Source organism: Gallibacter sp. Marseille-QA0791 (genome assembly GCF_965119705.1).
GTDB lineage: Bacteria > Bacillota > Clostridia > Peptostreptococcales > Anaerovoracaceae > Lentihominibacter > Lentihominibacter excrementipullorum.
Genome location: NZ_CBCPMH010000001.1, coordinates 2,112,527 through 2,134,684 on the forward strand (window position 1 = coordinate 2,112,527; position 22,158 = coordinate 2,134,684).

Sequence of the window (22,158 nt, forward strand, 5' to 3'; positions counted from 1 at the left end):
GGCAGATCATGCAGATGGTCTGCCTGTTTTTTATATGAACCGATATTGTTTAATGCCGGTTGAACGCAGCAAATAAATCCAGGCAAGCGGCTTGACCTGTTCATAGGTGAACAGCTTATAATGGAAATGAAATAAAAAAGTGCGTGTTTATAAAAGAGTATGGATATTATCTTAAGGGGTTGTTTTATAAAAAAAGAGCGCGCGCATTTTCTTGCATAAGGAGGAATACAGATGGTTCGAAAATTTTGGGCGCTGCTGCTGTGTCTTGTTATGGTAATGACGATGATGCCTGTGATGGTATTTGCAGCTGATTCGCCTGACAGCACACAATTTGCTGGGACAGACGGGCTGAACTCGTTTAATGCGGCGCAGGCTGCATCAAGCGGCGAAAGCGGCTGCATCAATGAGGTGAAAGAGGGAGGTGATACACCTTCGGAAGCGGCAGGCGGTACTCAGAAAAATTCTGATGCAGATGCAGACGACTTAGAAGGCGGCAATACGCCTGCGGGAAAAAAAGTCCTCAAAACCGGCCATGCTGCAAAGACGACAGGGGTGAAGGGGCCGGATACGGACACCAGCTATGCTCTCTGGGTTAACGGAACGCAGGTGACGCCGGAAATTGCAGGAAACATACTTGATGATGGTACAGCAAGCTATGATGCCGAATCAAATACTCTTGCTTTAAATGGCGCTGATATCAATCAGCCCTATACAAGCGGTGCTTATACATCCGGTATCTATTCGGCCGGAAATATCAACATTACCCTCAAAGGAGAGAACAATATAAAGGTCTCAGGCGGGATGATAGCGTCAGGCATTCATGCCAACGGAGTTATAAATATCAGCGGCTCCGGATCCCTTAACATCACGGTAAGCGGTGGAAGCAGTGAAACGAGAGCGTTATCAACAGGATATACCGACAAGGAAGCAGGAGTTGTTATAAACAGCGGCGCTGTTTCCATTGACGCAGACGGTCAAAGCGGAATATATGCTGTATATGTGGATGGCTCCTACGGAACAGAACTTCCCGAACGCTATTTTAAGATCAACGGCGGCACTGTAGAGATGGACGCAAATTCCACGATGCCTTATTCCTGCTATGCGACCAATATCAGGCCGGATCTCAGTAATTATGAGGGCTATTCAGCCACAGCTATCCTTAACAGCGGGGAAGTACTTCAAGCTTACAATGAGAGCAGCTGGCAATACTATCGCTACATAAAGGTTCAGCCCCTTGTATACGATGAGAACGGTATTTCCGAGGATAAAGAACATTTCCAGCCGGCAGTGCAGGCCGAAGACGGTTATTATGAGATCAGAAACGCCGGCAACCTCTTCTGGTTTGCGGAGAAACTTGCGGAAAACGATAATAACGATACGCTCAATGCCCGTCTTATCGGCAACATCACCATGCCGGATGGAATGAACTGGGTTGCCATGAAGGCGGGAACCTACGGTAAACCTTACAACGGAACCTTTGACGGCGCAGGACATACTATTTCGAACCTGAGCGCTGAATTGGAATCAGGTGTGTACAGCAACGAAGGTCTGTTTAAGACCATCGGTGAAAACGGAACGGTAAAAAATCTGGGATTGATCAATGCAAGCATCAAGCCAAGCTCAGGCGGCGCAGGGGCCATCTGTGGGACCAATCACGGCCTGATTGAAAACTGTTACAATCTGGACGGTGAGATAAGCATCGTTTCCATATACGGTGGAGGCATCGCCGGAGAAAATGACGGGATCATCAGACAGTGCTATAATACCGGAAACGTGAAATCGACATTTACCTACGGATCTTCTATAGGCGGTATAGCCGGTTATTCCCATGATGGCGGTGAAATCATTGATTGCTATAATACCGGGGATATCACAGGCGCCTGGTATGTGGGCGGCATTTGCGGCCAGCTTGGTAAGACAGGTGAGCTGAACGGCGGAACTGTTAAAAACTGTTATGGTACCGGTACAGCCACAGCTACATCTCCCGGCTACGGTTCAACGGCAAATGCCGTTGTGGGCGGCCGTCTGGGCAGCTGCACCGTTGAAAATACCTATTATGTCAGCGAGAAAGAGAATAATTCCGGCGGAAAGACGTCTGAGCAGTTTGCTTCCGGAGAGGTGGCGTATCTGTTGAACGCAGATCGGAGCGAAAATGTATGGGGACAGGACATCGGGAAAGAGACATTACCTGTTTTAAAAGGACAAGCAGTCTATGCAGGATACGAATATTGCTATTCCGACAGCATCATCTACAGCAATGACGCTGACCGGGTTCACGAAACTAAGCCGGAACATAAATTTGAAAAGTTAGAATATGATGAGACCTGCCACTGGTATTCCTGCACTAATGACGGATGTACAGCGACTAACGGAAAAGAAGCGCATAAGGACGGTCAGAAAACTTACTTTAAAAAAGCTGTATGCGAGGTGTGCAATCAGGAATATGGAGATGTTTCGAAAGATATAACAGCACCTGCCGGAAAAATCTCCATCGGCACAAACGACTGGAATAAATTCCTTAACGATATTACGTTCGATCTGTTCTTTAAAGACACTCAGACTGTCGAAATTACAGCAGCAGATGACAGTTATACTCATGATGGGTACACTGATGATAAAAAAGTTAAAATTGAATATTATATTCACACCCAAGATACGACTCTGACAGAAGACGAACTGGAGGATAAGACCTTTACAGCATATTCGAAAAGCTTTAGTATCGATCCTGACGGTCAATATGTCATCTACGCAAGGATTACCGATCACGCAGGCAACGTGACATATATCAGCTCCGGCGGTATAGTGCTGGATGGGACTGCCCCTGTGATTACCGGAGCGGACAACGGCAATGTATACTATACGACGCAGAAAGTCACTGTGACAGATGCCAACCTTGATTATGTAGCTCTGAACGATGAACCTGCAGCAGGCCCGGAAGTGATACTAGATGGTAACGTAAATGCCGTCTACACCATTACAGCTATTGATAAAGCAGGCAATCAAGCCACCCTGACGGTAACTATGAAGCCGATCTCGGATATCCGAGAATCATTTGCGGATATTACGGTGACAAATGTGACATCTGAAGATAAGGTGCAGATCGTGCAGCTGCAGGAAACGGTGGACAAGCTGCTGCAGGAGGATGATATTACCGATGATGAAAAAGAAGAACTGCAGGATATCAGAAAAGAACTCGAGGGGCTTCTCACACAGATAGAGAATGCCGCTCAGGCCGGAGAGACGGATAGAACTGATAAAGTGGAGGGAATAACTTCCGATAATGTGAAACTGGAGGATAAAGACGATCTGAATTCTGCAAAAGAAGATCTGGAAAACGCACTGGACAGCTTCAGCGGAAATTACACCGAAGCAGAGAAAACGGCGCTTGAGGAAAAGCTGGATCGGATAAACAGCGCTCTTGACAGTATAGGAAATGTTGAAAAGACGGAAGAGATGATCGGCAGTCTCCCTGATAAGGTAAATCCTGATGACGCTGATGCCGAAAAGCTTATAAATGATGTTAAAAAACAGTATGATGCTCTGACTGATCATGAAAAAAGTCTTGTTTCCAAAGCTGCGAAAGCTAAGCTGGAAAGTCTGCTTGATGATCTGAAGGATTATAAAATAATAAAGGGGGATGGCAGCATATGGACGAAGGGAACAGAAAGAGGTCTTGAGTTCACAGCAAACGGCTCCTATTCAAAGTTCGCAGGAATCGAGGTGGATGGTGAAACGGTGAATGAGGAAAATTACACAGCCATTTCCGGCAGCACAGTAATTACGTTAAAGCCGGAATATCTTGAGACATTGTCCGTCGGCCGGCATACCCTGACAGTGCTTTATACTGACGGGAAAGCCGGGTGTGGATTTGAGATACGGGCAAAGGCGGATACCGCCGCACAGACGGGTGATGAAAGCAATATGAGCATCTGGATTGCGCTGGCAGTGCTGGCGGCTTTAGGTGCGGCAGGTGCCTTGTTATATGGCAGACAGCGAAAAATGCAGTAACCAGAATGAATTGAATATACAAGACGAGCGCAGCCGATAGTGGCTGCGTTCATGATTTTATATAAGCATTGTTTTAAAGATAAAGAATATAAAAAAGTGGTCGCAGATACGAACATATGCAAAAATCTGCAAACTGCTGATAAAATAAGGGATTTTGGCAAAACGGACGAAAGCTGGACGCAAATGCGGCACTATGATATTACCCGTTTTACCCTTTTTGACGGGCGATGGCAGAGCCGGATTTTCATGATATAATATTACGAATATTCATATTTTTTATGATATGAATAATATGGGATTGTCTGCTTTGTATCAGGATCGGCAGGTCTGAAAACAGCGAGGATATAAGACATAATATATCTGAAATCTGTCACCATAGAGGAGAAGGAGATATGAAGAATATTGCAAAGAAGATCACAGCGATAGTGTTGGCAGTCACGCTTGCGGCTACGATCTGTCCTGCTATAGATTCGGCAGGGGCGGAAACAGCAAAGAATGAAACACAGAAAGAAAAGGCAGAAAGCACTGTCAAGGCCGACAATGAAGCGGTGGTTTATTCGGAAAGTGAAGCGGCAGCGGGGTTCAACGTTGTTAAAATTGACACTGTTGCAAAGACAGCAGAGATAAATTGGATGGGAAATGTTGAGACCATCGTCGTGAATTTTTATGACGATGGATACAAGGGCCAATATAAAGATAGACCTCCGGTATATACAAAGAGCATTAATGTCACGGCTTCTCCAGATGAACTTGTTACGACAAATGTAACATTTGATAAAGACATGCCGGAATATTTCATACTGGAAATACTGCTTAAGGACGGTTCCGGAAAGGATGTGGCAGATCCGTATGTAACCAATCAGTACACGGAAGCGATCCGTGAGATCAGCGACAAAACCATAGAAGATTTCAGAAATGAGGGGGATCGTCTTGTGGAGCTCGCTGAAAATGCAGGTGCTGAGGAAGGCAGTTTTCTGATCCTTGCTGATGACGTCATCCGTATAGATGAAGGCCCCACCGGCCAGGAAGGCGTGGAAGGTGCAGGCTATGTCCAGGTGGAGATGATGCCGACAAACGGCGGCGATCAGCTTTGTACTCTGAATAATATAGACAGTGAACTTTCCCGTCAGCTTGATGATATCGAATACGGTGCGCCGGTGTTCATAACGGATGAGACTGTGGGCGCAAACGGGGCAGAGACGAGCTATGTCATGTTCAAAGCCAAGAGTGCGAGCGTAGATGAGAAATCAGGCAGTGCGGTTCTGCGCGGTGAGGTCATGGAAAGCGCCGGAAAAAACGGTGAAGTTAACGAAGAAGAAATGGCGACATATATCAAGGCGGCGAGTATCGGCGGCAAAGCTGACTATGAAGATGACTGGGATGATGTTTGGCTGCCCGGCGGGATAACTTTTACGGCGCATATGCATGGCACTATGGAGGTTCAAATTATAGTCAATGCAATGTCAATGTCCTATTTTGACTTTTCCGTATTTCTGGTTGATGACAGATATTGTGAAGACGCGGAGATTGATGTGAATCTGCCGTCCATTGTAATCGATATTCCTGTCAAGACATTCTCTTTAGGTGTAAAGGGCATATTTGAATTTGAGTTCAGCATCAATATCAGATTTTCAGGCTCATCATCAGGCGGAGTCAGGTTTGATTTCTATTTACCGACATATATATTTGTAAGCATAAGCTCACGGTCAGGACTTGGTATAAATAATTTTTCACCTGACAGCCGGTTTGAATTCGAGGGAGTCACTTTTAGAGGACAGTTCTTTGCAGGAGTTGCTACAGGGGTCGCAGGCAGTGCATTCGAAATGTTGTCTCTCAGCGCTGATCTGGAAAGCGGACTGGAGTTTTCCGCCGAGATGAATAGCGGCCAGTATTGGGACGGAAAGCGAAAATACCATGCATGCGAGGATTTCAGCTGTGTAGGCGGCGATATAACTTTTAAGAAATTAGGCTACAGTATCTGCGCCAATGCAGGGCATTTCAGCAATGGAATTTCCGGGGATATACTGCCGCCGAAATTGCTGAAGAATTTCTATTACTCATATACATACGATGATTACGGGCTTTCAGAGTGTCCTCACTGGGGATACAGGCTGAATGTTCATGTGAAAAATCAGGACGGGAAGGATGTGTCGGGTGCAAAGGTCAGCTATGATATAACCAGCTCAAACGATTATGCCGATAAGGATAAGGAGCGGTTTAAGGGCCTTACGGAAGGGACTACCGATGCGCAAGGCATTGCGACAATCTATATGCCTGAGAACGAATTTGATATAGACATCACGGCAAAAGATGAATACGGTCATACGTTCAAAGCTTCGAAAACATTTGATGAAACGGGAGATGATCCTGTTACAGAGACACTAGATATAAAAATCGATATGTCCCGCAACAAGCTGTCGTTCATAGATACAGATCAGAGCGGTCCTGCCGAGAATATGCCGGATCCGGTATATACGTACGACGATGAGCCGTCGGCAGCGATCCCGGAGAAAACTCCGTCAAAAAATAACCGCGTCTTTGTTGGCTGGGCTGCTGAACAGGGCTCAACAGAGGTGGCATACAACCCGGGAGATCCAATCCAGGTGAAAGAGGATACGCAGCTTTACGCAATCTGGGCGTACGATGAATATACGATAGAATTGGATAAAAATAAGCCGGGGAATGCATCTAATGAGATTAAGGGTGATATACCGGCTTCTATAACGATACAATATACTGAGGCAGACTCGCAGAGGATAGGGACTATGACTATGGAGGGATGGGAGTTTAAAGGCTGGAGCAGGGACAGAGTACCTTTTTCTGATAAGGATCTGATAAATGAGATTTCGAAGGAAGAGCTTCTGAAGAGTGATAGCAATACCATCAGGCTGTACGCGCAGTGGGATCCGAAGCCGTATAATGTGACATTTGTGGGTCAGAACGATCAGAAAATAGGAGAACAGGGAATATATTATGATACTCCTACGCAGCTGATTTCTGTTGAACAGCTTAAACTGCAGAATGAGAACAGTATATTCACTTACTGGACCGTAGCGGGTTCTGAGGAAAAGTTTCCGGATAAAGCCAAGATAACGAATCTCTGTACAGTGAACGAGGACGGCAGTCTGGAAGGGAAAACACTTAAAGCCAACTGGCTTACAAAGACCGGTGCAACGATCATCATAACGGACAGCGGTAAGTTTGTTGACGCCGGGGCTGCAATAAATATTACTTTGAAAAAATATGGTGACGATACTGTACAACACAATGTGACGTTCGTGAAAAAAAGCCCGGGCATTTACACCGTAGAAAATATACCTGATGGGATATATGTAGTCGTATTTGGTGATGAAGGTATGCAGGCATATAATACTGAGGACAGATCTATAGAAATAAGTAAAGACTTTGGAGCATACAATTTTGACTATTATTCGGTGGACGCCGAATACGACGGTAACGGGAAGATAAGTGTAACAAACGAAGATGGAGAGCAAGTCGGTCCGGAAGATAAGCTTATATGGGGAACGAAAATCAGGGTGTCTGCAACGGCGGAAACCGGCCATCACTTTGAGCAATATACGATCCTTGGAAGCGATAGCGGATTAGAATGGGAGCCGACGGAAGCGGAACAGACATTTACCGTTACAGGAGATATGGAAATTGAAGCTCATTTTGTCCCGAATCTCTATAAGATAATATTCCATGACAATGACGGCGGCAGCGATCAGACAGTGACGCAGGATATGGTCTACGGTGAGGGACAGAAGCTGTTTGCCAATCAGTTCGAGCGCCGCGGATATGAATTCGCCGGCTGGACGACGGAATCTGAGTGGAAGGGGTCTGCCGTTGATTATGTTGATTCCCAAGATGTATTAAATCTTACTGAAAAAAACGATAGACAGGTTCATCTGTACGCTCAGTGGACTCCTGCAGCAACCTTCATTGTTTTTGATGATAATGCTGACGGTGAAGAAGTAAAAGGCAAAATGCTGCAGCAGGAAACATTTTATGACAGTAAGACAACATTGTCGCCATGTGAATTTGAAAGGGACTACTGGGATTTTATCGGCTGGAACACCAGAGCAGATGGCAGCGGTATATCCTACTCTGACGAAGCAGTATTTATCTCGGACAATCCTGTAGATGGTTCAGAACTTACATTATATGCCCAGTGGAAGGAAACGGAGTACACCATTGATTACGACCTTGCCGGAGGAACTGTAGCGGCAGACAGGGATAGCACTGAAGGCGGCGCAATTAAAGGTAATCCGGCAACATATAATATAAACACTGAAACTTTCACTCTCATCAACCCTCAGCGCGTTGGCTATGAATTCCTTGGATGGACGGGAACAGGCATAAAGGGGGATGACCCTCAGGATAAAGTCACGATCATAAAAGGCTCTCATGGTGACCGGGAATATACCGCCAACTGGAAAGCTGAGGAAAAGACACTGAAATTCGATCCGAACGGTGGAAAGTGGGATGACGGCAGCAAGGATATTGTTGCTGTGAATGCGGATTATGACAGCACCATTTATATTCCTGATGCTCCTTCGAGAGAGTACTATACTTTCGAATTTTGGGAAGACGAAAACGGAAACAAATATATACCGGGCCACGAATACAAGGTAAGGGGAGATCAGGAGTTTAAGGTGATCTGGAAGCCGGTGGAATATGTCATAGAATATGACCTTGCAGGCGGATCTGCTGCAGGGAACGCCAATCCGGTCGTTTATACTGCCGAGACAGATGATTTTGCTCTGACAGCTCCTGAACGGGAAGGCTATGTATTCATCGGCTGGACCGGCTCCAACGGCGATGATCCCGAAATGGAAGTGATTATCACTAAAGGTTCCGGCGGTGACAAACATTATACCGCCAACTGGAAGCCTGATAAGATGTCACCGTCAGAAGATGGATCGAAAGGTGAAGGACACGATAAAGGAACTCCTACCGGAGATCACTTCGATCCGATGCTTTGGGGATTTCTCCTTCTGGGTTCAGCTGCTGCATTGGCAGGACTTGTTATAAGAAGACGGAGGAAGGGATCAGAATAAGGAAAGAAGATATCATGAAAGGCAAAATAAAGAAAAGGATTTTTGCTTAGGTGGCTGCAGTCTGCTTATCGTTGAAGCAGGCGGCGAGATACTGCTGAGATAAAGCTTTGAACTTAATGTGCCGGTGAAGATACCGGAAGATAAAGATGTTACACTCGACCTGATTAGAAAAGTTGCTTTTTGAGTATTATTTGATATTAGCAATTCATGGAAAGAATATATAAGTGTTCGCATCTCCGAATATATATGATGATCTGTGAAATGCCGATAATTAGAGAGCTTGACTGATCGGATGAAATCTTGCAGAGCATGGCTCTGTGATATTATAATATAAATATGTGTGCAGTGAGATATTGTCAGATAATAAGGGGGGAGAAATGATATGAGAAAAAGAATCTGTATCACAACGGTTTTTGTTATGATGATGCTGACCATTATGCCGACAGGGGTATCTGCGGAAACCAATGACTGGACTTATGATGCAAGTAACCGAACTTTGACAAGCGCAGACCAAAACATAACATTATATAATGTCAGAGCATCCAATAAGCACCTTTGTATAGAGAATAATAATGAAAAATCTTTTAAAGCGATCGATCTGACGGGGAAAATAAACGGTGGTGAGTATATCATTACAGAATTGGGATCGGAGTCATTTAAAAATTGTAAATCTCTTGAAGACATCAAGTTACCGGACAGTGTGAAAGAAATCGGATCCGGAGCATTTGCTCGCTGCTTCAATCTCAAATCATTTAACATTCCAGATGGTGTGGAGGATATCGAATCGCAGATATTCCTGGAATGCAGTTCGCTTTCATCTGTTAAAATTCCGGATAGTGTAAAAAAAATCGGGAATACGGCGTTTGCCAATTGCAAAGCGCTTACATCTATAGAGATTCCTTCTCATATCGCAAATATTGGAGACTATGCGTTTGGTGGATGCAGCAATCTGAAAACCGTAGTCATCAATGCGGTGTTTCCGCCAACGATAGGACCAGAGATATTTAAGAGCCTTCCTGATGATTTCCGTATCATCGTACCTAAAGAAAGCATTTCCAGATACCGGATTTACAATGGATGGAATAGTTATAAAGACAGACTGATGATTTCTCAAGTGGGCACGGGATCGACGGACCATGATTGCGAAGGTGAAGATTGTACAATATGCGGAACACAGGAGCCTGGATCCGTATGTAAGATAATAAAGGGAGAAAACAGCACATGGCAGAAAGGTGGCAAGGACGGACTTTCCTTTACGTCCAGCGCCGCTTTTGCAGACTTCCTGAAAGTCCAGGTCGATGGCAAAGATATTGACGCTTCCAACTATACAGTTAAGGAAGGAAGCACCATAGTCACTCTTAAAGCGGGATACCTGGAAAAACTCCCGGCAGGTGAGCATACTATTACCATCGTTTCAATCACCGGAACGGCGGATACTAAATTCAGCATAGTTGCCGTATCCGATGGGATAGTGCAGACAGGAGACGACAGCAATATGGCGATTTGGGTTGCGGTTATGCTGGCTGCGGGCACTGCATTGACCGGCACTATCATTTACAACCGCAAGAAAAAGTACAGTAAATAACCTATAGCAATGTGCTCTGTGGTTTTATCCCACAAAGCGCACTAGCCACTTGGCAGTTAACCATACCGTATGTATCGCCTGCTTGACCCAAGACAAGGGCGGCACCGATCATACCGTGGATTATGGGAAAAGAAAGGGATTAGGACAGTCTATGACGGTTACGTCTGCTGTTTTAATATAAGAATTATTTTAAAGCTAAATAATATAAAAGCGGCAACGATAACATCGTCATTGAGGTGACCGCTCACTGCATGGCAAAAGAGGAAGACGATTTTATGGCGAAAGCGCCGACGAGCTTTGATGGCATCGAGAGGTTTTTGCAAGAGATGCTATTCCTTACAGCAAAACTCCACGGGTCGAAATACTGATTTATGTATCAGGTGTACACAAGCCCGAAACACCGGAGACACAGCAGGAAATTTTTCAAGGGTGTGAATGCCAGGTACCGTAAATATACCTGGCTGCTCTCTGGTAATCTGGGGATGCCGGCAGAGTTTATTCAGGGTATGACCTGCATCTTTGTTTGAGCCTGCGGCTACTATGCGCTGTTTGAGGACGAAGAGTATTTGAGATTATAGATGGATGCAATACGTACATAATTGAAGGTATTTGTAAAAGAAAGTAAAATGAAGGAGGACAATCTATGAAACACAAATTACGCAGCCGGGCATTGACAGTGGTGCTGTCGCTTATGCTCATCATCGGTCTGATGCCTGCAACGGTATTTGCGGCGCCTGTTAACCCGACTACGGTGCAGGTGAACGGGACCGATATCCTGAACGGTACTGACCATACTGTTTCGTGTGGACGCGGAACGGCAACCTATGATCCTGGTACCAACACACTGACTTTGAATAACGCAGAGATAAACTACCAGCAGAATGACAATAGTGCGGGAGCGATCCTGTTTAACGGTGATTTGAACATCAATCTGGTCGGTGAGAATACCATTACTTCCGCCACCTGCGGTATTCGCGGAACGAACGCCGGTGCGCTTACGATAACCGGCGATTCGCTGACCATTGACTGCACATATTATGGAATTGGAATCCCTATAGCTGGCGCTGATATCACCATCGATGATGCTGACATTGATATTACTGCAAAAGGCGTAAATGATTTTACGGGTGTGGGTATTCAGGCCGGCGGGGTGCTGTCGATTAAAAATGGCGCATATATTGATGTTACCGATGTATCACATCACCCGATCATTGGAAATGCCGGAATCGAAATAACAGACAGCACCTTATACGCACAGCAATATACGGATTATTATGCTGCGATTAGGTCGGAGAACAGTGTATTTATCAGCAATTCTACTGTTGAGGCAAGAGCTAATTCGGAATCTCCTGCAATTTGGACGGGAAACGACTTATCGTCTCCACCAACTCCCGGTCACATTACAATATCCAACGGAAGCGATGTGACACTTTATTCTGAGAGCGCAACCGCAGTTTATGCGCTGTTTGGAGACATTGATATTGAAAATAGCGCGGTGGAAGTATCCTCCGAAGATAATGCTGCTATCTATTCTTACGAAGGAACCATTAGCATGACCGATTCTGTGGTCAAAGCGCAGGCATACAGTGATTATTATACCATATCCGCCACCAAAGGAATTTCTCTGACCGGGGTCTGGCTGGACAATGTTGACAATGAGGCAAGTCTCTCTGACTCCGACACGGTTGAAAACAGTGTAATCATCGATTATGAACAAGGCAGAGCTGTGGGGAATCCTGTCATCACGCGTGATGTGGAACTTCGCAATGGTGTTAAATTAACCATTCCTGAGCAGACATCGTTGACGATGGCGGAAGGCGTCGTATTTAAAAACAACGGAACTGTTAATCTGAAGGGAAATTTTATCAATAATAATGCAATTGTACTGTGTGCGGACAGCAGCCATGCGGGAGGTACAGCAACCTGTACTGCAAAAGCAGTATGCGCTCTTTGCGGAAATGAATACGGCGATCTGCTTCCACATAATTTTGAAAACGGCAAATGCATAGTGTGTGACGCAATTGATCCTGACTTTAAGCCTGTAATTATCACCGGTGCAAACGGAATATGGCAGAAAGGTAGTAAGGACGGACTTTCCTTTACGTCCAATGCCGCCTTTACGGACTTCCTGAAAGTACAGGTGGACAATAAAGATCTGGATGCGTCTGACTACACGGTAAAAGAAGGCAGCACCATAGTAACCTTGAAAGCTGAATACCTGGAAACCCTGTCTTTGGGCAAACTATAGTTTCCGAAACCGGTACGGCAACGACAGAGTTTACAATCAAGGCTGCTACTGACTCATCGGCACAGACCGGAGATGACGGCAATATTGCACTTTATGTAGGGCTTGCAATACTCGCAGCAGCAGGAGTTGCGGCAGTCGGTATACAAAGAAGAAGATAGCAATAAGGCGTTTTACATGTTATTGTATGAGTAAAACCAGAGATATTGATTATGGAGTTATAAGACGAGCGCAGCGATCATTGGCTGCATTCGTTTTTTATGGAAAGAAGTTTTAAAAATTGATAGGGTTTCAGGTGCTCTTGACATACGTATTTACGCTCCGGTAGTGGTGTTGTACATAAGCGTTATCAGGAAGGCTCGCATATTTATCACATCGGATTTGAAGCGGCTGAGTTCATCGGGAACATATTTTATATGCTCGATGTTGAGCTTGCGGAACCACTTTTTTACCTGAGATGAAGGTGACTCTTTTTTGTTTACACGGATAGTTTTTTGCTGCTTGTAAGCACTTCCACCGCGATGTTTACGAGTTTATCTACCGAAGTTTTCTTAAAGGGCTGGTGTGATATAAAAAAAGTTGACAGCCTATTCTCAAGGATTTCATAATAAAACCAAGAGAATAAGGAGGTATTCAAAGTGGCACGTAAATATGACCATGAATACAAAGTACAGGCAGTAAAACTTGCCAAGGAAATCGGCGGCGCTAAGGCTGCGAAAGAATTAGGAATCCCAGAAGGAACCATCCATACCTGGCTGAAAGCTGTTAGAGCCGGTAAGCTGGATATCGGGGAAGGCTCCCATACTCCCACCAGCGCAATGAGCCTGTCAGAAGAGATTACCATGCTGCGCAAACGGGTGAAGGAACAGGATAAGGAAATCCGTCGCCTGAAGGAAGAAAATGAATTCCTGGAGGAAGCCAGTGCTTTTTCGCCGCCAGCCGTCGGAAGTCAGCAAAAACCAGAGAATGATCTTTCTTGCCCTGAAGACAGAGGACGGCAGGATTACCGGGAAAATCTCGTTTTACTGCAGAACGCTTGGGATCAGCCACCAAGGCTTCTATAAATATCTCGCAAATAAAGACCGTCCCTGGAAGTACCAGGATCTGGCAGATGCCATGAAAGAAATCGTCAGTGAGGATGAATGTAACGATACTTATGGTCGGATCCGGATGTACCAGGCATTGTTGCTGAAACAGCCGGAAGGAGTGCATATTCCCAGTGAGAGAACCGTATACCGGGTTATGGATCAGATTGGCTTGAGCTATCGACCCAAGATAAAACCTAACGGGATTACAAAGGCTGATCGCGAAGCCATGAAATCGGACGATCTGTTGAAGCGGGATTTCCGTTCTGATATCCCATTAGAAAAATGCATCACGGATATCACGGAGATCCCGGCATCCAATGGGAAACTGTATGTATCTACGATTTTTGACTGCTTTGATCTTAGTGTCCTCGGTCTGGCAATGGAAACAAATATGAAAGCCAATCTATGTATCCATACATTGGAAAATGCCCTGACTGCTTATCCTGCGTTGGAAGGCGCTGTCATCCACAGTGACCGCGGGACACAGTATACCAGCGAATCCTACCGTCGGACCATCCGGGAGCATCATATTCATCAAAGCATGAACAGTGCCGGAGGGCGCTGCCATGACAATGCACGTTGCGAGAGCATGTGGGCCAGAATGAAAACGGAGCTCCTTTATGACCGTTATGACACAAAGCAGATGGAAGTAGAAGAACTAAAGGTACTTATCTGGAGATACTTCCTCAGCTACTGAAACAACCGGAGGATCTGCTCTGTCAATGGCGGCCTTTCTCCCATGGTAAAACGCAGGCAGTATTATGAGGCTTTGGAGGTGACTGCATAGTCAGTGATATCCTTGAGAAAAATGTATCAACTAATCTTGACAATATCAAAAGTTTGTCTTAAACAAGATATTAACCATCCAAACTACAACCGTTCTTTAGCTGGTGATTTGAGAGATTGGTATGATATAAAAAGCAAACTGACAAGCGGCAGTATTCTTACTTCTGAATATGACCACTGGAGATACAACTTCCCAGCAGACAGAGCGGCAGAAACGAAGAGAAGACTTGATGAGTTGAGCTCAAAATAAAGGGGTAGTGCAATAATCCTATAGCAGAAAGGAAATGTTAGAAATGAAGAAACTGTTTACAGCAATTCGTCAAGGAAATCTTGATGAAGTGAAAAGTATACTTGAAAAGAAATTTGAACTAGTTAATTGTGTTTCCGGGGCTCTGCCTAAAAAGGATCATGGACAATCCCCGTTGCAAGTGGCACTAAAAACAGGTAAATATGAAATTGCAGACTACTTAATTTCGCATGGTGCTGATGTGAACTTTATGGAAGAGGAAGATGATGATCCAGGATTGCGGGCACCAGTACTATTTGATGCAATTAATGCTACTATTACATCCCTTTGTTATAGAAGAATTGATGAATCCGATATTGCATTTGACTATGTGAAGCTTTTGATTGAAAAAGGCGCTGATGTGAACAAATTGGCTTCAAATGGTTATGATTCGATTAACTGGTCGATAAACACAGCAGAACTATTATTTGAACGTTCGAGTATATATCCAGATGTTCAAGAGAAGGTGCGGGAACAGTTAGCTAGAATACTGGATTTATTGATTGAAAATGGCGCAGATTATGTCGCGTGGGCTAATAGAGGACATTATCCGGAACCATATCCCGGACCAAGTAATAAGAGTATGTATATTGATGATTTTATTCCTGGTGACGAGACGGACATTGATAAAAATAGTAATATGAGGTTATTTATGCAGAATTACTTTAAAAGTAGAAATCTAAAGTTATAGTAAGGAAACATTGCTACAAAATACTAGTGAGGTACAATCATGATTACATTGAGATTATGCAACGAAAAAGATTGTGAAGTTTGGGTTAAATTGAATAAGGCATTTATGGATTAAGAAATACAAGATAATACGTTATGGAACAATGCGAATCAAGCGGATGATCAAAAGTTTCATAATACTTTTTTAGAAGCCTTAAATTCTAATAACCTTATAACCCTATTAATGTTTGAAGAAGATGGAAAACCTGTAGGGTTTGCCAATTTAATGACGATATTCAGTGTTTGGGCTCATGGAAAAGCGATTATTTTAGACGATCTTTATATTGTTCCAGAAGTCAGAGGAAAAGGTTATGGAAAGCAATGTCTTCAGTATATAGAAGAATTTGCAAAAGAACGAAATTATAAGAGACTTCAGTTTCAGTCAGAAGCAACAAATCCAAACGCAATGGAGTTTTATATTGCAATGGGATATACACCAACAGATATGAAATTCTATGTGAAATACTTTGAATAGTGAGGTGAATATATATGAAAATATTAAAGCCAAAACATCAAAATAATGCGAATGAAAACTTAATATCAAAATACCTTGAAGCAATAGAACTAAGGGATAAAATTGAAGAAGAGGGATTTATAAACAAAGGGGATGTGTCAAAGTATAATAAATTATCAGATAGAAAAAGAAAAATTGCAGCTCAAATTGAGGAAAAGTATCCTGAAATCAAGGATGATTTTTATAAGTTGCTGTTTCATCCTCGTGAAAGCGTCAGGACTTCCGTAGCACATAGCATATTGGAAATTATGAATTATGAGGAAGAGCAGAATATAGAGGCTCTAAAACATATTATATATATTGCTGAAAATGGAGAGGGAACTAATCAACTTGGACATGAAATATGGCTAAAGAATTGGTATGAAACCCATCCGGAGCATTTAAACTTAATAAATGCAAAGAAAACTTATGCTGAATACTATTGGGGAAAAACGATTGATGATGGAAACGATCATCTTAGCAAAATAGAAAGATTAAACCTCAATGTTGATAGACTAGCGGCATTCAATCATATTGCAATATTTTTTAGATGGGGATTTGAGCATGGTTTATTAAATGAAAAACTGTTTGAAGCAATATCAAACTTGAATGAAATAATGATGAGTCAGAGCGTAGATTTAAGAGAAATAATAAGTGATAAAGATTATTTTGACGGTAAAATCAGACGCCTACATTTTAATGAAAAAGGAAGAAAATTTCTAGATGAGTTCTATGCATTCTATACAAAAGGATATGCATATTGTGTTGATAGGTATGCTGAAAAGTATTGGGGCCAGGAAAAATATAATAGTATAGAATTTCAGAACGAAGCGTATTTATTTGTTCCTTTTGATGAAGAGTATTATAAAGGTTTATCAAAATATGTCGAGCAAGCATATAAAACATTTTGTATTGAACAGGATGCCCTTGGGAGAAAGATGGTTAGTTTGTTTGCTGTGTGTAAGCCGTTTAAAGAAATAGACATCTGGGAAAAGTGGTGTGAATTTTGTGCATCGTTTGAAAAGACTTGCGGCATGGAATTTACACATGTTGCATATGACGTTTCTTCATTAAATTCAAGTGGAATAAGAACAAAAAAACGAGGCTTAAAAAAGCTTAGTTCTGCTATAAAAAATGAAGACGAAATTGAATGTATAGGATTTTATCTCTTGCCAAAAGATTATAAACAAGCAGCATTTGATTATAAAATGCATATGTCATTAAGTCATTATGTGGGGGTGTCAACATACTGTGAAATTACAGTAGAGAAAGAGCTGCTTGGAAATATTGAATATAAAAAGTGGGTTGAAGCGCTGAGCGGTTTTTTAGACATTATCGAAGTGGAAGTGAACATAATTCCGCACTATGAAGTGTTTAATTATAATACAAATTCTATTCTTATGAAAAGTGATACATATTGTGAACCTTACATTGTAAACAAGCTGTATAAAAGGAAAAATATTATGGGAAATACAAGACAAGAAATTGAAAACATAAAAAAAGCACTAGCAAAACCGGCAATTATATTTGAAACTGGAGGAAAGCGACCAACGAAAGAGCTTCTGGAAAGTTGGATTGGTCGTATCGGATGGAAAGATACAGACGAAGATCTGCCTGTAGACTGTAATGGGAATACGATGGTACCTTTGATGATGCTTTTTACTAAAGAATTACCATATGTTCCGAAGCCTATAAAGGACATTGAATTAATAGAGGTGTTTGTTTCAGAAGCAACAATAGATGAATGCGAGCTGGAAGATGAAGATTATGTAGTAAGAACATACAATTCTTTGGAAGGTTTAGAAGCTTGTGAATGGCAGGCAGACTGCATTAAAGCTTTTCCTATAACAGCTAAACCTATTGATGAAGATTTTCCGATGTGGGACAGTAGAGATATCCCTGAAGAAATAAGAACAAGAATTCTTGAGATGGAAAAACGTGGAGAACTTGAATATTTTGAAGACATTGCAAATAGTGGTGAATGTTTTCATAAAATAGGAGGATATCCATCTTTCATACAATCCGGCATAGGGGTAGAGGGTTATGAATTTGTTTTTCAGATTGTTTCCGATGATAAGGCAAATTTCTATTATGGTGATGCTGGTAATATTTATTTCTTTTACAGTGAAGCAGAGAATAGTTGGAAAGCATACGGAGATTTTTATTAAAATTATGGTTCTAAAAAATAAATTGGGGTGGCTCGCAGATAGCGAGTCATCTTTTTTAACGAAAAGAGAAGCATTAGACACCTGAATCCTGTAGAATAAAGTTACCACACAAAACACTAAGGAGGTATCTAATGCTCTATCAGGATTGTATCGAAAAACTGCTCCAATTGAAAGAGGTAATTGTAACAAATATTGAATGTCGGGGTTGTGAAATGCATATATGGCTCAGAATGGAACAGCGAATGCACTTCTGCCCTTGCTGCGGAACCATCACAAGCAAAATCCATGATTACCGTACTCAACTGGTAAAAGATGTTTCCATATCAGGATATAATACCATTCTTCATCTTAGAAAACGCCGACATGTATGCCCTGAATGTGGCAAACGATTCGATGAACATATCGATTTTCTCCCTCGATACAGACATTTTACCAACAGAGTAAGCATGCAGATTTTCGAACAGCTGAAGGAATGCCGCAGTACCAAGAGTATTGCAAAGCAGAGCAATATATCTCCTCCAACAGCTGCAAAGATCATAAACGATATCAGTTTCAAAACCGTAAAGCTCCCTCATGTCCTTGCCATAGATGAGTTCAGAGGAAATGCCGAAGGCGAGAAATTTCAGTGTATACTGGCTGATCCGAAGAATCACAGAATAATAGATATTCTTCCTGACAGAAAACATGAAACGATACGACATCACCTTCTTAGATTCGGCAATAGAAAGGATGTAAAGCTCATCGTGATGGATATGACAGGTGGATATAGAAGGTTAATGCATGAACTCTTCCCTCATGCAAAAATCATAGTAGATAAATACCACTATGTCCGTCAGATAACTTATGCAATAGAGCGTATACGTGTAGAAGAGCAAAAGCGCCTGTCTGTGACATGGCGCAGGTATTTCAAAAGGAGTAAATATCTTTTACTGAAAGATACAGACAGGCTTACTGTTACTGATAGGGTACAGCTTGATAATCTGCTCCGTGTATCAGAGCCTTTAAGAAAAGCATATGAGCTTAAACAGCAGTTCGAATATGTAAAGGCAAGCACAGAACGCTCCGAAGCTGCCAAAAGGCTAAGCGAATGGATCATGGATGCGCAAAGCAGCGGGCTTATGGAATTTATGAAAGTGTCCCTCACCTATCAGAACTGGAGCAGGGAAATACTCAATTCATTTGAATACCCATATACTAATGGATATATTGAAGGCTGCAATAACAGGATAAAGGTGCTGAAAAGAGTATCTTTTGGTATGCCGAGGTTTTCAAGATTTCGTAGACGCATCATGCATATTATGTTAAATTGATAATGTCTTGATATTGGATGCAGCTAAAATCGAATATATTCCAATTGAGCTACAGGTGCATTATATCGTTTTTCAGCGTCCATATTTCGAGTCGAAAAGAATATCTTTATTCTGCATATAGAGTATCTGATGTGGAGGTTTTGCAGGAGCTTTTAAATGGTAGATTTTTAAAATTCCAGAGGCTCTGACTTAATTGAGATGCTCCCCACCCCAATATTTTTTATAGAACCAAAATTAAAAACCCTCGAAATGTTGAAATTTCAAGGGTTTGTGTTGGTACACCATCAGGGGATCGAACCCTGGACACCCTGCGGATCTTGGGCGTTTGCATACCGTCTTACCACTTCATATCGTATGTTATATCATCACCGATGATCGTTGAAAACTCAACGGATAGCGGATATCATAACACGAAATAAAACTTAAAGATATTTTATGATTATTATTCAAAAACAGAGCGCTTTGTGGGAAGAATTTATAGATATGAGGAGGAAACAGCAATGATAAGTTATAAGAAATGCGGTGATCAGCTCTATCCTGATCTGAGAGCTTCAGAAGAAAGAATCAGAGAAGTAAACATATGGGGTATTAGACATGGCGAGTATCTGAAGCACCATAAAAAAGTGATCTATTACAACATGCTCACAGCGGGCAGCCTGAACGGACACCTTGCGGAAACCGGTAAGCAGGCGGCTGACATGAAAGCAAAGCTAATAGGCGATATGAAGCGTGCCGAAAATATTACTGAAGAGCTCAAGGCAAAGGATATGATGGCGTGGGTACAGGTTATGAACAGTATCAGTAGCAGAGCTGATGAGACCGGGTACAGAGAGATAATCTATAAATAAATTTATAATCAACAGGTACAATGCTGCAAATAGCTTGTATAAAGTATCTGCAGGCAATATAATTATTATATAAGCAAAGGTTTCAGGCAACGCAGGATATAGTAATTTAGTTGGCTGGGTTGTTCCTAAAACCGGGCTTAATGCCTGCAGATATTGAAATTTCAATGAAAAATTAGTTGATTGTTGGTTGACTGAGAATAGAAAAAGGTGATTTATGCTCAGACCTGTTGCTAAAAATGTTAAAGCTATTGAGGCTTACAAGTTTACTGTGGAGTGGTCGAGCGGGCAGGAACTATGTACGGATGATATATTATAGCAGTAAGCAGGCGTAGTGAATTGTAAATCTTCTTACAGCGTACAGGTAGCAGCGTGATCTTAAAAGGATAAGGCATAGAGAATTATCTCTGTGCTTTTTGTAATTGAGTCGCTTCCCAGAATATGCATGTCATATTACATAATTGAATACGCACACGCAGTGTATAAGGCTGCCGACGAGGAATATCGGTATTTTTTCTCATATTTTTCTTCGTATTTGTCTCTGATACTTAGGATCTCCCGGACTTCTGCACTGAAATCATAGGATGAAAGGTGCGCGAGAGTTTCAAAGGAAAAGCCCAGGTGGCCTCCTGTGCTAGGACCTTCTATGATATAAAGTCTGCGGTTCTGGAATATTTCCTGTCCCAGTACTTCAGAATGACCTGAGCTGATTTTTTCGTGGAAACGATGGGTGCGATCTTTACGGGAAACCCCTGTACGTACTGGGGAAGCGAGGTGGGAAGACCGGCTCCGGTTATAATGGCATCTGCGCCTGCTTCGCATGTTGTCCTCACATGTTTCTCATACAGCTGGGTGAAGGTCATGATGTTGACGTCTATCATACCACAGCCATTTGATAGTTCCTTTGCCTGCCTACGGATATTGGGCGTTTACATACCGTTTCACCACTTCATACAGCGTGTTATATCGCCTACGATAATCGTTGAAAATTCAATGGATAGCGGATATCGTAACATAGAATAAAACTTAAAAATATTTTATAATTATTATTCAAAAACAGAGCACTTTGTGGGAAGAATTTATAGATATGAAGGAGGAAACAGCAGAGAAGTAAATATATGAGGCGTACTGCACATAAATCATACAGAGCGCAGAGGGTCAATTATAGTTGTAAACGATAAGAACGATGCTCCATCAATTCAGTTAAATTATAGGCTTGAGTAAATAGACATAAATTTGACTATATTAAAGAGAGGGGGCGTATATACAATGACACTACATGAGACGATCAGACCTTCGGCAGATCTGAGGAATTATTACAATGAAATGTCAAAGCAGTGCAGGGAAGATAACGAAGTAGTCATCATCACAGTGAACGGGTGAGGAGATACGGTTTTGTTAGCATATGAGGAATATCAACGCATAAAAGCGAGTGTAGAACTTTTGGAGATACTTGCGGAGGCGGAAAACTATGTGAAAACCGGCAGAGTCACACCTGCTGGTGAGACATTCGATGATTTGAGAAATATGCTTCAGGAGGAAAGAGCTTGAAATA

General features: G+C 42.5%; 14 protein-coding genes. 12 read left to right on the top strand and 2 right to left on the bottom strand.

Translation table 11 applies throughout. The features are described from left to right. Nucleotides 1-231: 231 nt before the first annotated feature. The 4 genes from ACQY69_RS09775 to ACQY69_RS09790 all read left to right on the top strand — a co-directional run bounded on the left by ACQY69_RS09775 (nucleotide 232) and on the right by ACQY69_RS09790 (nucleotide 12,901). Nucleotides 232-4,008, top strand: a complete 3,777-nt coding sequence (locus ACQY69_RS09775; RefSeq protein ID WP_428260338.1) for a GLUG motif-containing protein — start codon at nucleotides 232-234, stop codon at nucleotides 4,006-4,008. A gap of 392 nt (nucleotides 4,009-4,400) precedes the next feature. Beyond that, nucleotides 4,401-9,068, top strand: a complete 4,668-nt coding sequence (locus ACQY69_RS09780) for an InlB B-repeat-containing protein (RefSeq protein ID WP_428260339.1) — start codon at nucleotides 4,401-4,403, stop codon at nucleotides 9,066-9,068. Between the two features lie 382 nt (nucleotides 9,069-9,450). After that, nucleotides 9,451-10,653, top strand: a complete 1,203-nt coding sequence (locus ACQY69_RS09785; protein WP_428260340.1) for a leucine-rich repeat protein — start codon at nucleotides 9,451-9,453, stop codon at nucleotides 10,651-10,653. Between the two features lie 643 nt (nucleotides 10,654-11,296). Next, nucleotides 11,297-12,901 (top strand): hypothetical protein, encoded by a 1,605-nt coding sequence (locus ACQY69_RS09790; protein WP_428260341.1) that lies wholly within the window; start codon nucleotides 11,297-11,299, stop codon nucleotides 12,899-12,901. Between the two features lie 311 nt (nucleotides 12,902-13,212). Here ACQY69_RS09790 and ACQY69_RS09795 read toward each other — a convergent pair whose 3' ends face one another. After that, nucleotides 13,213-13,386: a DUF6017 domain-containing protein gene (locus ACQY69_RS09795; RefSeq protein WP_428261047.1), complete on the bottom strand. Its 174-nt coding sequence runs from the start codon at nucleotides 13,384-13,386 to the stop codon at nucleotides 13,213-13,215. A gap of 150 nt (nucleotides 13,387-13,536) precedes the next feature. Here ACQY69_RS09795 and ACQY69_RS09800 point away from each other — a divergent pair, with 150 nt between their 5' ends. The 7 genes from ACQY69_RS09800 to ACQY69_RS09830 all read left to right on the top strand — a co-directional run bounded on the left by ACQY69_RS09800 (nucleotide 13,537) and on the right by ACQY69_RS09830 (nucleotide 20,606). Next, nucleotides 13,537-13,962: a transposase gene (locus tag ACQY69_RS09800; protein ID WP_428260342.1), complete on the top strand. Its 426-nt coding sequence runs from the start codon at nucleotides 13,537-13,539 to the stop codon at nucleotides 13,960-13,962. Beyond that, the gene (locus ACQY69_RS09805) at nucleotides 13,865-14,683 is read left to right on the top strand and encodes an IS3 family transposase (RefSeq protein ID WP_428260343.1); all 819 of its coding nucleotides are present in this window, start codon (nucleotides 13,865-13,867) and stop codon (nucleotides 14,681-14,683) included. Before ACQY69_RS09800 ends, ACQY69_RS09805 begins: the two co-directional genes overlap by 98 nt. Before the next feature lie 382 nt (nucleotides 14,684-15,065). Next, nucleotides 15,066-15,749, top strand: coding sequence for an ankyrin repeat domain-containing protein (locus ACQY69_RS09810; RefSeq protein ID WP_428260344.1), 684 nt, complete (start codon nucleotides 15,066-15,068; stop codon nucleotides 15,747-15,749). Between the two features lie 117 nt (nucleotides 15,750-15,866). Next, the gene (locus ACQY69_RS09815; protein ID WP_428261048.1) at nucleotides 15,867-16,262 is read left to right on the top strand and encodes a GNAT family N-acetyltransferase; all 396 of its coding nucleotides are present in this window, start codon (nucleotides 15,867-15,869) and stop codon (nucleotides 16,260-16,262) included. Between the two features lie 14 nt (nucleotides 16,263-16,276). Next, a complete protein-coding gene (locus ACQY69_RS09820; protein WP_428260345.1) occupies nucleotides 16,277-18,448 on the top strand; it encodes a DUF1963 domain-containing protein in 2,172 nt (723 codons plus the stop codon). A gap of 131 nt (nucleotides 18,449-18,579) precedes the next feature. Next, nucleotides 18,580-19,758 carry an ISL3 family transposase gene (locus ACQY69_RS09825; protein WP_428260346.1) on the top strand — a complete coding sequence of 393 codons (1,179 nt, stop codon included), beginning with the start codon at nucleotides 18,580-18,582 and terminating at the stop codon, nucleotides 19,756-19,758. Nucleotides 19,759-20,258: 500 nt separating this feature from the next. Continuing rightward, nucleotides 20,259-20,606: a TnpV protein gene (locus tag ACQY69_RS09830; protein ID WP_428260347.1), complete on the top strand. Its 348-nt coding sequence runs from the start codon at nucleotides 20,259-20,261 to the stop codon at nucleotides 20,604-20,606. A gap of 641 nt (nucleotides 20,607-21,247) precedes the next feature. Here ACQY69_RS09830 and ACQY69_RS09835 read toward each other — a convergent pair. Continuing rightward, nucleotides 21,248-21,484 carry a hypothetical protein gene (locus ACQY69_RS09835; protein ID WP_428260348.1) on the bottom strand — a complete coding sequence of 79 codons (237 nt, stop codon included), beginning with the start codon at nucleotides 21,482-21,484 and terminating at the stop codon, nucleotides 21,248-21,250. Nucleotides 21,485-21,998: 514 nt separating this feature from the next. Here ACQY69_RS09835 and ACQY69_RS09840 point away from each other — a divergent pair. Next, nucleotides 21,999-22,154, top strand: a complete 156-nt coding sequence (locus ACQY69_RS09840) for a hypothetical protein (RefSeq protein ID WP_428260349.1) — start codon at nucleotides 21,999-22,001, stop codon at nucleotides 22,152-22,154. Nucleotides 22,155-22,158: the final 4 nt, after the last annotated feature.

Excerpts from the sequence above, each read along its gene's own strand:
- ACQY69_RS09825 (WP_428260346.1), top strand. The coding sequence starts at position 18,580 with ATGCTCTATCAGGATTGTATCGAAAAACTGCTCCAATTGAAAGAGGTA.
- ACQY69_RS09790 (WP_428260341.1), top strand. The coding sequence starts at position 11,297 with ATGAAACACAAATTACGCAGCCGGGCATTGACAGTGGTGCTGTCGCTT.
- ACQY69_RS09785 (WP_428260340.1), top strand. The coding sequence starts at position 9,451 with ATGAGAAAAAGAATCTGTATCACAACGGTTTTTGTTATGATGATGCTG.
- ACQY69_RS09780 (WP_428260339.1), top strand. The coding sequence starts at position 4,401 with ATGAAGAATATTGCAAAGAAGATCACAGCGATAGTGTTGGCAGTCACG.
- ACQY69_RS09830 (WP_428260347.1), top strand. The coding sequence starts at position 20,259 with ATGATAAGTTATAAGAAATGCGGTGATCAGCTCTATCCTGATCTGAGA.
- ACQY69_RS09835 (WP_428260348.1), bottom strand. The coding sequence starts at position 21,484 with ATGATAGACGTCAACATCATGACCTTCACCCAGCTGTATGAGAAACAT.
- ACQY69_RS09805 (WP_428260343.1), top strand. The coding sequence starts at position 13,865 with ATGATCTTTCTTGCCCTGAAGACAGAGGACGGCAGGATTACCGGGAAA.
- ACQY69_RS09775 (WP_428260338.1), top strand. The coding sequence starts at position 232 with ATGGTTCGAAAATTTTGGGCGCTGCTGCTGTGTCTTGTTATGGTAATG.
- ACQY69_RS09820 (WP_428260345.1), top strand. The coding sequence starts at position 16,277 with ATGAAAATATTAAAGCCAAAACATCAAAATAATGCGAATGAAAACTTA.
- ACQY69_RS09810 (WP_428260344.1), top strand. The coding sequence starts at position 15,066 with ATGAAGAAACTGTTTACAGCAATTCGTCAAGGAAATCTTGATGAAGTG.